The organism is Streptomyces sp. NPDC029159 (assembly GCF_055564055.1).
Window position 1 is genome coordinate 592,885 of sequence record NZ_JBVHWT010000002.1, and the last position, 13,125, is coordinate 606,009.

The following is a 13,125-nucleotide window of genomic DNA, read 5'->3' on the forward strand; positions in this document are numbered from 1 at the left end:
TGCTCAGGCCGACGCCCGGTGCCCCCGCGGCTCGGCGGGCGTGGTCGCTGTGCGGGTCACGTCCGCGACCATCTCCACCACGTCCGGCCCGTACGCCTGCGAATTGACCACCTTCAGCAGCAGACAGAACTGCCCGTCGACGCCGTGCTTGCGGGCCAGCTGCGGATGGTTGCGGACCAGATGGCGGACCGCGGCCCGGTGGGTGACCGGACGCTGACCGGCCGCCAGGAAGACCGGACGGCCGCCCTCCCCGGCAGTCAACCGGGCCAGCAGGACGTACTCCACCGCGCCCGGCTCCATGCGGTACGCGGTCGAGCCGATGGTGAACGTCCCGCGGTCGGCGCCGGTCGCATCGCCCGGGTGCACCACCACGCCCGGCAGCAGCGAGGCGAGGTGCGCGGCGAGGCGGCGGTGGGCCGTCGGGTCGCCGACGCAGAACTCCGTCCGGGCGCCGAAACCCTGGAGCCCGGTGTCGTGCGGGGCGACCTCCGGGTGGGCGCGGCAGTTCTCGACCACCGCGGCGAGGCCGAGCAGGGCCAGCGCGTCGTGGCGCGGGATGCTGCCGTGGGCCGAGGCGCTGTCCCGGTGGGTGACCAGGACGCACTCCGAGCCCTCCGGGAGGCCGAAGAAGCGCTGGGTGCGGTGGAGCGTCCGGCGGGCGCCCGCGGAGGAGGCGGCCCAGCCGGCCGCCGCCCCGACGACGAGCGCACCGACGGCGACGATCAGGAGGAGCAGGGAGTCGTTCATGGCGGGGGAGCGTAACCCCTGTCCGGGTGTGTGTTCGAGCGGGGCGGGTGGGATGTGGGCGCTCGTCCTGGTTCGTGCGGCGTGGTTGGCCGGTATCCGTTGCCGTGGACACGAGGGCAGCTCCGACGCGTCGTCACCCGGTGTGCGGCGATGGCGCGAAACGGACGTGAAGCGGGGGAAGCGCGGCCGGATGTCTCGTATGACGCACGGTCATTCCCGGCGGCTGACGCAGCGCCGAAGTCAACCCGGACCACCTGTCGGACCCCTCTGTCACGGCACGAGTACCACGAGTAGGCTCCCGCCACCTGCGTTCCCTGCGCTTGGAGGAATCCCACCCATGTCCCGTGCCCGACGTCTCACCGTCCTGGGGGCCGTGGCCACCCTGGCCGGTTCACTGGTGGCGGTTCCGGCCGTCGCCCAACCCGCCACGGCGGGCTCCGGCGCCCCGCACCCCGCGCCCGTCCCGGCCAAGACCCCGGTCGCCATCGGCTCCGGAGGCGCCGTCTCCAGCGTCGACCAGGACGCCTCGGCCGCCGGTATCGCGGTGCTGAAGAAGGGCGGCAACGCCGTCGACGCCGCCGTCGCCACCGCCGCCGCCCTCGGCGTCACCGAGCCGTACTCCGCCGGTGTCGGCGGTGGCGGCTACTTCGTCTACTACAACGCCAAGACCCACACCGTGCGGACCCTGGACGGCCGCGAGACCGCCCCGCGCACCGCCGGGCCCGATCTCTTCCAGGAGAACGGCAAGGCCCTGCCGTTCGACGAGGTCGTCACCAGCGGCCTCAGCGTCGGCACCCCCGGCACGCCCGCCACCTGGGACTCCGCGCTGCGCAAGTGGGGCAGCCGGTCGCTCGGCCAGGTGCTGCGGCCCGCCCGCGACCTCGCGGCGCGCGGATTCACCGTTGACGAAACGTTCCGCAAGCAGACTGCCCAGAACGAGGCGCGGTTCCGGGACTTCCCCGCCACCGCCGACCTCTTCCTGCCCGGTGGCAAGCTGCCGGTCGTCGGCTCCACCCTGAAGAACCCCGACCTCGCCCGCACCTACGACGAGTTGAGCCGCCGCGGCGTCGACGCGCTCTACCGCGGTGAGCTGGGGCGCGATGTCGTCAACACCGTCCGCAAGCCCCCGGTGCGGGCCGGCGCCGACCGCAAGGTCCGCTCCGGCGACCTCACCATGGGCGACCTGGCGGACTACCAGGCGCTCGGCCAGGCCCCGACCCGCACCCGCTACCGCGGGCTCGACGTCTACGGCATGGGCCCCTCCTCGTCCGGCGGCACCACCGTCGGCGAGGCGCTCAACATCCTGGAGCGCAGCGACGTCAAGCACCTGAGCGAGGCGCAGTACCTCCACCGCTACATCGAGGCCAGCCGGATCGCCTTCGCCGACCGGGGCCGCTGGGTCGGCGACCCGAAGTTCGAGAACGTGCCGGTGAAGGCCCTGACCTCGCAGCGCTTCGCCGATGCGCGCGGCTGCCTCATCAAGGACGACGCGGTCCTCACCAGCCCCCTCGCGCCCGGTGACCCGCGCCACCCCGAGCCGTGCGGCAGCCACGGCAAGGCGTCCCCGACGACGTACGAGGGGGAGAACACCACCCACCTCACCGTCGCCGACAAGTGGGGCAACGTCGTCGCCTACACCCTCACCATCGAGCAGACCGGCGGCAGCGGCATCGTCGTCCCCGGCCGCGGCTTCCTGCTCAACAACGAGCTGACCGACTTCTCGTTCACGCCGATCACCCCGGGCGTGCACGACCCGAATCTGCCCGGTCCCGGTAAGCGGCCGCGGTCGTCGATCTCGCCGACGATCGTGCTGCGGGACGGCAAGCCCGTCGTGGCGCTCGGCTCGCCCGGCGGCGCGACCATCATCACCACCGTGCTGCAGTCCCTCGTCAACCACCTCGACCGCGGGATGCCGCTGGTCGACGCCATCGCCGCGCCCCGCGCCAGCCAGCGCAACGCGGCGAGGACGGAGCTGGAGCCGGGGCTGTGGAACAGTCCCCTCCGCAGTGAGCTGGAGGGCATAGGGCACCAGTTCACGCAGGTCGAGGAGATCGGCGCGGCGACCGGTGTGCAGCCGCTGCCCGACGGCCGCTGGCTCGCCGCGGCCGAGAAGGTCCGGCGCGGCGGCGGCTCGGCCATGGTCGTCAGCCCGAAGTAGCCGATCCACCGTCACCGGCCCGGGCCCGGCCGCCCGGACCGTCCGCGCCCGCCCGGCGACGACGCGCCCCGCCACGGTGCGTCGTTGCCGGGCGGGCGCCTGCCACATAGCCTCCCGGGGACCGCCGGTCCGCCGCAGCCCCGGGAGGCGCACGCCGTGAGCATCGACGAGAGCCGCGAAGACCGCGCGAACCGCGAAGACCGCGCGAACGGCGAGGAGCGCCCCGCCCCGCCCGGCGCCGGAGGCCCGCCGGAAGGGCTCGCCGGACAGGCCGCCGCGCTGGCCGGTGGCGAGGTCACCTCCGCCGCCCTCGTCCGCCGCTGCCTGGACCGCATCGCCGCCTCCGCACCCACCGTCAACGCCTTCCGCCGCCTGCGTGCCGAGGCCGCCGAGGCGGAGGCCGCGGACGCCGACCGCAGGCTGGCGGCCGGGGAGCGGCTGCCGCTGCTCGGCGTACCGGTGGCGGTCAAGGACGACATGGATGTCGCGGGCGAGCCCACCGCGTTCGGCTGCGCCGGGGAGTTCCCCGCCAAGACGGCCGACGCCGAGGTGGTGCGGCGGCTGCGGGCGGCCGGGGCGATCGTCGTCGGCAAGACCAACGCCTGCGAGCTGGGCCAGTGGCCGTTCACCGAGGGCCCGGCCTTCGGGGACACCCGCAACCCCTGGCATCTCGACCACACCCCGGGCGGCTCCTCCGGCGGCAGCGCCGCCGCGGTCGCCGCGGGCCTGGTCCCCGCGGCCCTCGGCACCGACGGCGCGGGCTCGGTCCGGATCCCCGCCGCCTGGACGCATCTGGTCGGCGTCAAACCGCGCCGCGGCACCTTCTCCACCTGGCCGGACGCCGAGTCGTTCCAGGGCATCACCGGCATCGGCCCGCTGACCCGCACCGTCGAGGACGCGGCGCTGCTGCTGGACGCGGCGAGCGGCAGCCACCCCGGCGACCTGCACCGGCCGCCGCCGCTCGCCGCCCGCGAGGCCGTCCGCCGCGACCCCGGCCGGCTGCGCATCGCACTGTCCTGGAAGCCGCCGTTCACCGCCACCGCCACCCCGCTCCACCCGGACGTCCGGCGCGCGGTCACCGCGGTGGCCCGGACGCTCGCCGGGCTCGGCCACTTCGTCGAGGAGGCCGAACCGGACTACGGGCTGATCGGCCTGGCGTTCGTGCCGCGCGCCACCGCCGGGGTGCGGGAGTGGGCGGCGCGGGTGCCCGACCCGGCGCTGCTGGACCGGCGCACCCGCAGCACGGCCCGTATGGGGCGGCTGCTGAGCGGCCCGGTGCTGCGCCGGGCGCGCGCCGCCGAACCCCGCCAACAGCGCCGCATCGGCGCGCTGTTCGGCCGCTACGACGTGCTGCTGACGCCGACCACCGCCACCCCGCCGCTGCGGATCGGCGCCCTCGCCGGGCTCGACGGCCGCCGTACCGATCAGGCCATGATCGCGGCCTGCCCGTACGCCTGGCCGTGGAACGTCCTGGGCTGGCCGGCGGTGAACGTCCCCGCCGGATTCACCACGGGCGGACTGCCGCTCGGCGCGCAACTGCTCGGGCCCGCCGACGGGGACGCCCGGCTGCTGTCGCTGACCGCCCAGCTCCAGGACGCGCTGCGCTGGCACGAGCGCCGCCCGGCCGTGGCGGCGGGCGGCGCCGGGGACGGGCCGGGAGGCGTCAGCCCAGCAGGGCGATGATCTCGTCGGTGGTGCCGGTCTCGCCGAGCCGCGGGAAGATCTTCTCGACGCTGTTGCGGTGCGCCGCCTCGTCCAGGTCGGTCACCGCGTCGGTGGCGATCGTGACGTGGTAGCCGTGCTCGTGCGCGGCGCGGGCGGTGGACTCCACACCGATGCTGGTGGCGATGCCGGTGAGCACCACCTGCGTCACGCCCCGGCGGCGCAGTTCCAGATCGAGGGCGGTGCCGTGGAAGGCGCCCCACTGCTGCTTGCTGACGAGGATGTCGCCGGGCCGCCGGTCCAGTTCGGGCACCAGCTCGGCCCAGTCGGCGGGCGGCGTGCCGCCCGCACGGGGGGTCTCGGTGCGGCCCGGTGCGCCGCCGGTGACGTTCACCAGGACCACGGGCAGCTGCCGCGCGCGGAACGCGGCCGCCAGCCGGGCGGAGCGGGCGATGATCTCGTCCGACGGGTGGACGGAGGGCAGCCCGGCGATGCCCTTCTGCAGGTCGATCACGACGAGGGCGGAGGTGGGGTCGAGCGTCGTCACGGACATGAGATCTCCAGGTGAGAGGGGTGCGACGTCAACGGACGGGCGCCGCGGGGAAGTCGGGGGCGTCGACCGGATCCGGCTCAGGGGCCGGCCACCCGGCGCAGCAGCGCCGTCGCCTCGGCGAGGGTGCGGCGCTCCCCGTCGGTCAGCCGCTCGGCGAGCGCGTCGGTCAGCCAGTCCCGCTTGGCCTGCCGCGCCTCGCCGATCAGGCGCCGGCCCTCGTCGGTGAGGGAGAGGACGACCTGCCGCCCGTCGGTCGGGTGCGGGCTGCGCGCCACGACGCCGTGTTCCTCCAGCGCCGCCAGCGTCAGCCGCATCGACTGCGGGCGGACCAGCTCCGCGCGGGCCAGTGTCGCGGTGGTCGCCGGGCCGTCCCGGTCGAGGCGGGCCAGGACCGCGCGCTGGGTGGGGGTCACCCCGCCGAGCGGGGCCGCGGCCCGCAGATGACGCATCAGCAGACCGACCGCCGCCGCGAGGTCGGAGGCGAGCGGTCCGGGCTCCGGGTTCGGTGCGTCGTCCATGCCGTCACCGTAGAAGTCCGACAGGGAAACTTGCAAGTTTCCCTGTCGATATTCCCGGGAGTGTGGCGGCATGGGCGCGTCCGTGCCGGGCGTGCCCCGCGACGCACCGGAGGCGGGCTTGCCCCGCCGCGCGGCGGGGCTTACGGTCGCCTCCACGCGCGCAGGGCCCGCCCGAGACCGCGTGGCCCGCAGCCTGACGCGCCGACAAAGGAGCTGTTCATGGCCGATGTTGTGCGAGCCGCACTGGTCCAGGCGACCTGGACGGGCGACACCGAATCGATGATCGCGAAGCATGAGGCCCACGCCCGCGAGGCGGCCGGGCAGGGCGCGAAGATCATCGGCTTCCAGGAGGTCTTCAACGCCCCGTACTTCTGCCAGGTGCAGGAGCCGGAGCACTACCGCTGGGCCGAGCCGGTCCCGGACGGCCCGACGATCACCCGGATGCGGGCCCTCGCCCGCGAGACCGGCATGGTCGTCGTCGCGCCCGTCTTCGAGGTCGAGCAGTCCGGCGTGTACTACAACACCGCGGCTGTCATCGACGCCGACGGCACCGTGCTCGGCATCTACCGCAAACACCACATCCCGCAGGTCAAGGGGTTCTGGGAGAAGTACTACTTCAAGCCGGGCAACGCCGGGTGGCCGGTCTTCGACACCGCCGTCGGCAAGGTCGGCGTCTACATCTGCTACGACCGGCACTTCCCCGAGGGCTGGCGTCAGCTCGGCCTCGCCGGCGCCCAGCTCGTCTACAACCCCTCCGCCACCTCCCGCGGCCTCTCCGCCTACCTCTGGCAGCTGGAGCAGCCCGCCGCCGCCGTCGCCAACGAGTACTTCGTCGCCGCCATCAACCGCGTCGGCACCGAGGAGTACGGCGACAACGACTTCTACGGCAGCAGCTACTTCGTCGACCCCCGCGGGCAGTTCGTCGGTGACGTCGCCGACGACGGCAAGGAGGAACTCGTCGTCCGCGACCTCGACTTCGGGCTGATCGACGAGGTCCGGCAGCAGTGGGCGTTCTACCGCGACCGCCGCCCCGACGCGTACGAGGGGCTGGTGCGCCCGTGACGGCGGACGGCGCCCCCGGGGCGCTGCTCGCCCGCCACCGCGCGGTGCTGCCCTCCTGGCTCGACCTCTACTACGAGCGGCCCCTCGAACTCACCCACGGCGCGGGGCGCCACGTCTGGGACGCCGAGGGCAACCGCTACCTCGACTTCTTCGGCGGCATCCTCACCACCATGACGGCGCACGCCCTGCCGGAGGTCACCGCCGCCGTCACCGCGCAGGCCGAACGGATCCTGCACACCTCGACGCTCTACCTCTCCCGCCCCGTGGTGGAGCTGGCTGAGCGCATCGCCGCGCTCTCCGGCATCCCCGACGCCCGGGTCTTCTTCACCACCTCGGGCACCGAGGCCAACGACACCGCGCTGCTGCTCGCCACCGCGTACCGCCGCTCCAACCAGATCCTGGCGATGCGCAACAGCTACCACGGCCGCTCCTTCTCCACCGTCGCCGTCACCGGCAACGCGAGCTGGTCCCCGACCAGCCTGTCGCCGTTCCAGACGCTCTACGTCCACGGGGGCGTCCGGGGCCGCGGCCCGTACGCCGGGCTCGACGACGCCGCCTACATCGCGGCGTGCGTCGCCGACCTGGAGGACGTGCTGGCGCAGACCGCCGGGGGCGTCGCCGCGCTGATCGCCGAACCGGTCCAGGGCATCGGCGGCTTCACCTCCCCGCCGGACGGGCTCTACGCCGCCTTCCGTGAGGTGCTGGACCGGCACGGCATCCTCTGGATCAGCGACGAGGTGCAGACCGGCTGGGGCCGCACCGGCGACCACTTCTGGGGCTGGCAGGCGCACGCCGGGAACGGCCCGCCCGACCTGCTGACCTTCGCCAAGGGTATCGGCAACGGCATGTCCCTGGGCGGGGTCGTCGCCCGCGCCGAGGTGATGGACGCGATGAGCGCCCACTCCATCTCGACGTTCGGCGGCAGCCCCGTCACCGTCGCCGCCGGCCTCGCCAACCTCACCTACCTCCTCGACCACGACCTCCAGGGCAACGCCCGGCGCGTCGGCGGACTGCTCATCGAACGGCTGCGGGCCGTCGCCGCCGCGAGCGATCTCGTCCATGAGGTGCGCGGGCGGGGCCTGATGATCGGTGTGGAGCTGGTCCGGCCCGGCACCGGCGAACCGTCCGCCGAGGCCGCCACGCTGGTCGTGGAGGCGGCCCGGGAGCGCGGACTCCTCGTCGGCAAGGGCGGACAGGGCGGCGCCTGCCTGCGCATCGCCCCGCCGATGACGCTGAACGTCGCCGAGGCGGAGGAGGGCGCGGAGGCGCTGGCCGGGGCGCTGGCCGACGCGCGCGCCCGCCTCCCCGCCGCCTGATACGGCGTCAGGGCGCGACGTCGCCGTACGCGCGGCCCACCGCGGCGCCGTTGAGGTACGCGGTGGCCGCGCCGGTGACGCCGTCGGAGCGGTAGACGCCCCACTTGTCGGTGACCCAGCCGGCCCGCAGCGTGGCCGCCCGGTACTGCGCGGTGTCGCCCGCCAGCTTCTGGGCGGCACCGTTGTGCCACAGCTTCACCCAGCCCTTCGCCGGATCCTTGGAGATCTTCAGCCCGACGACGAACGAGTGCCAGGAGTTGAGCTTCAGACCGGCGTGCCACAGATACGTGGTCTTCAGCTTCGGGTCGCAGTACTCCAGGTCGACGGTGCCGTCACCGCGGGCACGCAGCGACAGCGGCGGGGTGGCGGCGCCGGGGCCGTAGTCCTTGAGCTGCCACAGCGTCACCCAGTCGCCCTTCTTGGTGGGCAGCGGGCCCCACATCGAGCGCCAGCCGATGTAGAAGACGTCCCCCTCCTTCGCGAAGCGCAGCGGCCCGCCCGAGGTGCGCTGCCCGCGCGTCTCGACCCGCACCCGCGTGGCGTCGTCGACCTTGCGCCCCGAGGTGTGCAGCGCGTACGTCTTCCCGTACCGCCCGGCCGGATCGCCCACGACGGTGACCTGCCCGGGCTTGGTCTCCACGCCCTCGAACGGCTTGGTGCCGGTGGCCGGATCGGCCCGCCACAGGGGCGCGGCGCGGTGCGCGGGCGGGGCGGCCGTGGGCCCGGGGGTGCCCGGGGGAGTGCCGCCCTCGGCGTTCGCGACGGTCCAGGTGCCGACCAGGCCGAGTCCGGCCAACAGGGCAACTGACCAGAGCAGCGGGCGTGTTGAGGCGCGTTTCATGGGGTCTCCCGATGTGAGGTGGGGAGGAACGCGTGAAAGTTAGGTTTGTTGCCAGAAAACGTCAAGGGGTGTCGGCAGGCGCGCGGGCGGTCCGCGGCGGGGCCGGCACGCCGCCCGCGCCGGCCCCTCACCCGTACCCGCGCAGCTTCCGGTACAGCGTCGCCCGCGCGATACCGAGCGATGCGGCGGCCCGCGCCTTGTTGCCGCCGTGGGTGCGCAGCGCCGCCAGGATCGTCTCCCGCTCGGCGCGCTCGATGGTGCCCGGCGGTGGCGCCGTGGCCCGGCGGCGCACCGCCCGCGGCAGCTCCTCGCGGCGCACCGGCCCGGCCGACCGCCGCCCCCGCGCCACCTCCCGCACCAGCGCGCCGAGTTCGGTGACGTTCCCCGGCCAGGGCTGCGCCTCCAGCGCCCGTACCGCCTCCAGCGTCCAGGTCAGCGGCGGATGGCCGGGCGACGGCGGCGGCGCCAGCCGGGTCAGCAGCGCGGGCAGGTCCTCCGGGCGCTCCCGCAGCGGAGGGAGCGTCACCGACCGCGCCCCGAGGGTGTCGAGCAGCCGGGCGAGACACGGCCCGACCTCGGTGCCCGGGGTGTGGGTGACCACCAGCGGCAGCCGCGGCCGCGCGTCCAGCAGCGCCACCAGCGCCGCCACGTCCCGCTGCCCCAACCGCTCGACGTGCCGCAGCAGCAGCGGCGCCGGGCCCGCGCCGCCGTCCGCCGCCGGGTACGGGCGCAGCGCCGCCAGTTCCCCGTCCGGTGCGACGGCCGCATCGACGGTCAGCGGCCGCGCCGCGCCGTCCGGGCCGCGCAGCAGCGCCCGGCCCAGCGTCGTCTTGCCCGTCCCGCGCTCCCCGGTCAGCAGCAGCGGGCGCGGGCAGGAGAACAGCTCCACGGCCCGCTCCACGGCGCGCCGCCAGGCCGCCGAACTCCCCGGCGGCACACAGGGGACGGCGCCCGCCCCGGGCTCTTGCCCCGCACCGTCCTCCTCCTCCTCGACCACCGCGAGCGCCCCGGTCACCGCCCCGGACTCCCGCACCGGCAGCAGCCGCGCCGCGACCGCGCCGCCCCACCGCACCACCGGCTCGCCGTCCCAGCGGCCCGCCGGACCGTCCGCCCCGAGCAGCGCCACCGCCTGCCGCTCCAGCCCGTCCACCGCCTCCGGCGACAGCAGCCCGGCCGCCGCCTCGCTCACCAGACGGCTGTGACCGTCGAAGGCGAGCACCGCCCGCCCGGCCGCCCGCTCCCGCGCGAACGCGTCCAGCAACCGCCGCTCCGGCTCCCGCGGCCCCCGCGCCACCCACTCCGCCTCGACCGCCGCGGCCACCGCCTCCGCCAGCGCCGTGTCCGGATGCCCGCCGCCCCCGGCGCACAGCCCGCGCGCGAGGGTGACGGTGCCCAGCGCCCGCGCCGCGCCCGGCCGCCGCACCGGCACGCTCACCGCCGACACCTCCTGCCACAGGTCGAGGAAGTGCTCCGGCCCGTGCGTCTCGAACCGCTGCCCGTACCGCAGCGCCAGCGCCGCGCTGTTGTGCCCCACGACCTCCTCCGACAGGTCGTCGCGGAGCGTGCCCGGCGACGGCACACCGCCGCGGCAGACCACCCGGCACCGCGCATCGGCGACGAGCACCCGCCGCTCCCCGTCGTCCAACGCCCCGGCCAGCCGCTCCAGCACCGGCCGGGCGGCCGCGGCCAGCGGCCCGTCCCCCGGTGCGCGCGGCGCCGCGGCCGCGCCCAGATCGTGCGGGACACCGAAGAACGCGGCCCGGCGCCAGGCGGAGACCAGCGGCTCGGGCACCCCGTCGGGCAGCGGACGCCCGGCGAGGAACCGCGCCCGCGCCTCGCGGAGCAGCGCCGGTTCGGGCCCGGAACGGAAGGAATCTGTACAGCTCACAACCGCTCCACCGTACTGGGACGCGCCGCGGCGGCGGCCGGTGGCGGCGCCACCCGCACCCCGGAACACCGGCCGCCGCCGGGCGGGGTGTCTCGAAATGAGACACCCGGACACCCGCCGGACGTTCCAAGATCATGGATGCCGGTGCCGGCCCCGCGGCCCTGGGGGTGTCCTTCCGGCCTTCGTGGGCCGTGACGCCCGGCACCGCACGCCGACGAAAGGTTGCACACCCATGGCTTTCGCACTCCTCCGGCGTGGCCGGTCCGACCGCGCACGCGGCGCAGCGGGCATCCGGCTGGCCCTGCCGGTGGGCGCCGGCGGTCTCGCCCGTACGGTCACCGACCCCTCGGGGCAGCCGGTGGACGGCGCGGACGTCACGGTCACCGCGGTCACCAGCCGCAAGGTCGTCCACAAGGGCACCACCGACCCGTTCGGCCTGTTCGCCGCGGCGCTGCCGCCCGGCCGCTACAGCCTGATGGTGTCGGCCGACTCCCTCCAGCCCCACCAGGAGACCGTCGAGGTCACGGCCGGGCACGGCGCGGAGCCCGAGCCGGTACGGCTCACCGCGGCCCGCGCCCCGGAGTTGCCCACCGCCGGAACCTGGCTCTTCGACCCGCCGCACACCGCGATCCGCTTCATCGCCCGCCATGTCGGCATGGCCAACGTGCACGGCCGGTTCACCCGCTTCGAGGGCGGTATCCGCGTCGGCGCCGACATGGCCCACTCCCACGTCGAGGTGCGGATCGACGCGTCGAGCATCACCACCGGCAACCGGACCCGCGACAACCATCTGCGCTCCGCGGACTTCCTGGACGTCGAGAACTACCCGTACATCCACTTCTCCAGCAACCGCTTCGTGCACCGCGGTGGTTCGCAGTGGCAGCTTCAGGGCTCGCTGAGCATGCACGGCGTCAGCCGGACCGTCGCCCTCGACACCTCCTACCTCGGCGTCGTCAATGGCGGCTACGGCCAGGAGCTGCGCTGCGCGGCCCTCGCCAAGGCCGAACTGCACCGTGAGGACTACACCCTGAACTGGCGCACCATGCTCGCCCGCGGCATCGCCGTCGTCGGCCCCACCGTCAAGCTGGAGCTGGACGTCCAGGCGATGTACCGCAGCCACGACACCCCGACCCCGCCGGAGTGAGCCGCGCCCGCGGCCCGCGCCGGGTCACCGCCCGGCCGCGCCGCGGATCGCCGCCGCCACCTCACGGAAGAACCGCGCATGCGCCCGGCGGCTGCACGGCGCCTCCGGATTCCAGCCGACCAGCCGGGCCGACGCCGCCACCGCCTGCCAGTGCGCGCCGCCGCGCAGCGCCTCCGGCGGCGCGGCGTTGGCCCGCACATCGCTCAGCACGATGTCCGGGCGGAGCGCCGCGACCTCGGCCCAGGTGGCCGTCGCCCAGTTCGCGCCGGGCCCGGCGGCCGGCTCCAGCAGCGCCACGCCGTGCTCCCGCAGCGTCCGCAGATCCGGCCAGGCACCGGGCCGTGCCAGATACGCCTGCTCGGGACCGGCCGCCGACAGCGCGAGCACCCGGGGCCGCGGCCCGTCGCCCGCCGCCGTGCGCAGCGCGTCCTCCGCGTCGTCCAGCGCGAGGGCGGCGCTCGCCGTCTCGCCCGCGCCCAGCGACCCGGCGAGCGCCGCGAACCGCTCCCGCACCACGGCCAGCCCCCGGCCGGGCCCCACGCCCAGCGCCACCACCGGCACGTGCGCCTCCAACTCCCGCGCCGTCTTCGCCTCCAGTCCGTACACCGCCGCACCGTCGTAGGTGACGGCCACCACCAGATCCGGCGCCGCTCCCAGCACGGTGTCCGGATGCACCGCCGACCCCGCGCCCAGATACGGGATGCCCTCCCGGGGCAGCTCCCCGCTCTTCGTCCGGTCCGGCACCGCCCCGTCGTGCTGCGACCCGAAGAGCCCCACCGGGCGGACGCCGTGATCCCACAGCGTCGCCCCGGCCTGGATGTACGCGATGATCCGCGACGGCCGTTCGCCGGCCACCGCCAGACGCCCGCGGTCGTCGGAGAACTCCCACGGCGTGCTCCACTGCATGACGTGTCGCCTCTCTGCCCGGTGTCGGTCCGCTCCTGCCGCCCGTGCCGTGGCGCCCGCGCCCTCCCCGGCGGCCCCGCCCTCCGCTCCCCGGGGCGGTGAAAGGCGTCCCCCGGCGGCGTCGGTTACCTGCCCAGTCCGCGCACCCCGCACCCCTCTTGGTCCATACCTCCCCGGGCGCACCGTACGCCGCACCGTTCAACCGGCCGGATGACCGGCGGCGCCACACGGCCGCCCCGCACGGGCCACGGACACGGTATTGCCCCCGCGGCTGCCATGCTTCTACGGTCTCCTTCCCGCCCGGGAACCGGCGTCGCACGGGCCCGCCCC

11 protein-coding genes are annotated in these 13,125 nt (G+C 75.4%); 5 read left to right on the forward strand and 6 right to left on the reverse strand.

Features of this window, described 5'->3' with window-relative positions; genetic code table 11:
• Nucleotides 1-3: 3 nt before the first annotated feature.
• Entirely contained in the window at nucleotides 4-747 is a 744-nt protein-coding gene (locus tag ACZ4U4_RS06690) for a hypothetical protein (protein WP_467869633.1), read from the reverse strand.
• A 337-nt stretch (nucleotides 748-1,084) separates the two neighbouring features.
• Between ACZ4U4_RS06690 and ggt the strand changes: the two genes are divergently transcribed.
• The gene (gene ggt / locus ACZ4U4_RS06695; protein WP_467869635.1) at nucleotides 1,085-2,905 is read left to right on the forward strand and encodes a gamma-glutamyltransferase; all 1,821 of its coding nucleotides are present in this window, start codon (nucleotides 1,085-1,087) and stop codon (nucleotides 2,903-2,905) included.
• 156 nt (nucleotides 2,906-3,061) lie between these two features.
• On the forward strand, nucleotides 3,062-4,588 hold the full coding sequence (locus tag ACZ4U4_RS06700; RefSeq protein WP_467869637.1) for an amidase: 1,527 nt from the start codon (nucleotides 3,062-3,064) through the stop codon (nucleotides 4,586-4,588).
• On the opposite strand, the gene ACZ4U4_RS06705 is transcribed toward ACZ4U4_RS06700, so the two are convergent.
• Together ACZ4U4_RS06705 and ACZ4U4_RS06710 are read right to left on the reverse strand one after the other, a co-directional pair.
• On the reverse strand, nucleotides 4,569-5,120 hold the full coding sequence (locus tag ACZ4U4_RS06705; protein ID WP_467869638.1) for an isochorismatase family protein: 552 nt from the start codon (nucleotides 5,118-5,120) through the stop codon (nucleotides 4,569-4,571). The two genes, ACZ4U4_RS06700 and ACZ4U4_RS06705, sit on opposite strands and share 20 nt — an antisense overlap.
• Before the next feature lie 77 nt (nucleotides 5,121-5,197).
• Entirely contained in the window at nucleotides 5,198-5,638 is a 441-nt protein-coding gene (locus ACZ4U4_RS06710; protein ID WP_467869640.1) for a MarR family winged helix-turn-helix transcriptional regulator, read from the reverse strand.
• A 219-nt stretch (nucleotides 5,639-5,857) separates the two neighbouring features.
• Here ACZ4U4_RS06710 and ACZ4U4_RS06715 point away from each other — a divergent pair, with 219 nt between their 5' ends.
• Nucleotides 5,858-6,700 (forward strand): nitrilase-related carbon-nitrogen hydrolase, encoded by an 843-nt coding sequence (locus tag ACZ4U4_RS06715; RefSeq protein WP_467869642.1) that lies wholly within the window; start codon nucleotides 5,858-5,860, stop codon nucleotides 6,698-6,700.
• The gene (locus ACZ4U4_RS06720; RefSeq protein WP_467869644.1) at nucleotides 6,697-8,016 is read left to right on the forward strand and encodes an aspartate aminotransferase family protein; all 1,320 of its coding nucleotides are present in this window, start codon (nucleotides 6,697-6,699) and stop codon (nucleotides 8,014-8,016) included. Before ACZ4U4_RS06715 ends, ACZ4U4_RS06720 begins: the two co-directional genes overlap by 4 nt.
• A 7-nt stretch (nucleotides 8,017-8,023) precedes the next feature.
• Here the strand turns inward: ACZ4U4_RS06720 and ACZ4U4_RS06725 are convergent, their stop codons facing one another.
• Both ACZ4U4_RS06725 and ACZ4U4_RS06730 read right to left on the reverse strand, forming a co-directional pair.
• A complete protein-coding gene (locus ACZ4U4_RS06725; RefSeq protein ID WP_467869646.1) occupies nucleotides 8,024-8,857 on the reverse strand; it encodes a heparin lyase I family protein in 834 nt (277 codons plus the stop codon).
• Nucleotides 8,858-8,984: 127 nt separating this feature from the next.
• Nucleotides 8,985-10,745, reverse strand: a complete 1,761-nt coding sequence (locus ACZ4U4_RS06730; RefSeq protein WP_467869648.1) for a helix-turn-helix domain-containing protein — start codon at nucleotides 10,743-10,745, stop codon at nucleotides 8,985-8,987.
• 232 nt (nucleotides 10,746-10,977) lie between these two features.
• On the opposite strand from ACZ4U4_RS06730, the gene ACZ4U4_RS06735 reads away from it, so the two are divergent.
• A complete protein-coding gene (locus ACZ4U4_RS06735; protein ID WP_467869650.1) occupies nucleotides 10,978-11,889 on the forward strand; it encodes a YceI family protein in 912 nt (303 codons plus the stop codon).
• A 24-nt stretch (nucleotides 11,890-11,913) separates the two neighbouring features.
• On the opposite strand, the gene ACZ4U4_RS06740 is transcribed toward ACZ4U4_RS06735, so the two are convergent.
• Entirely contained in the window at nucleotides 11,914-12,795 is an 882-nt protein-coding gene (locus ACZ4U4_RS06740) for a substrate-binding domain-containing protein (RefSeq protein WP_467869652.1), read from the reverse strand.
• Nucleotides 12,796-13,125 lie beyond the last annotated feature (330 nt).

What these genes read in the sequence shown, in the direction of transcription:
- ACZ4U4_RS06735 (WP_467869650.1), top strand. Translation starts at nt 10,978, where the DNA reads ATGGCTTTCGCACTCCTCCGGCGTGGCCGGTCCGACCGCGCACGCGGC.
- ggt (WP_467869635.1), top strand. Translation starts at nt 1,085, where the DNA reads ATGTCCCGTGCCCGACGTCTCACCGTCCTGGGGGCCGTGGCCACCCTG.
- ACZ4U4_RS06715 (WP_467869642.1), top strand. Translation starts at nt 5,858, where the DNA reads ATGGCCGATGTTGTGCGAGCCGCACTGGTCCAGGCGACCTGGACGGGC.
- ACZ4U4_RS06725 (WP_467869646.1), bottom strand. Translation starts at nt 8,857, where the DNA reads ATGAAACGCGCCTCAACACGCCCGCTGCTCTGGTCAGTTGCCCTGTTG.
- ACZ4U4_RS06690 (WP_467869633.1), bottom strand. Translation starts at nt 747, where the DNA reads ATGAACGACTCCCTGCTCCTCCTGATCGTCGCCGTCGGTGCGCTCGTC.
- ACZ4U4_RS06740 (WP_467869652.1), bottom strand. Translation starts at nt 12,795, where the DNA reads ATGCAGTGGAGCACGCCGTGGGAGTTCTCCGACGACCGCGGGCGTCTG.
- ACZ4U4_RS06710 (WP_467869640.1), bottom strand. Translation starts at nt 5,638, where the DNA reads ATGGACGACGCACCGAACCCGGAGCCCGGACCGCTCGCCTCCGACCTC.
- ACZ4U4_RS06705 (WP_467869638.1), bottom strand. Translation starts at nt 5,120, where the DNA reads ATGTCCGTGACGACGCTCGACCCCACCTCCGCCCTCGTCGTGATCGAC.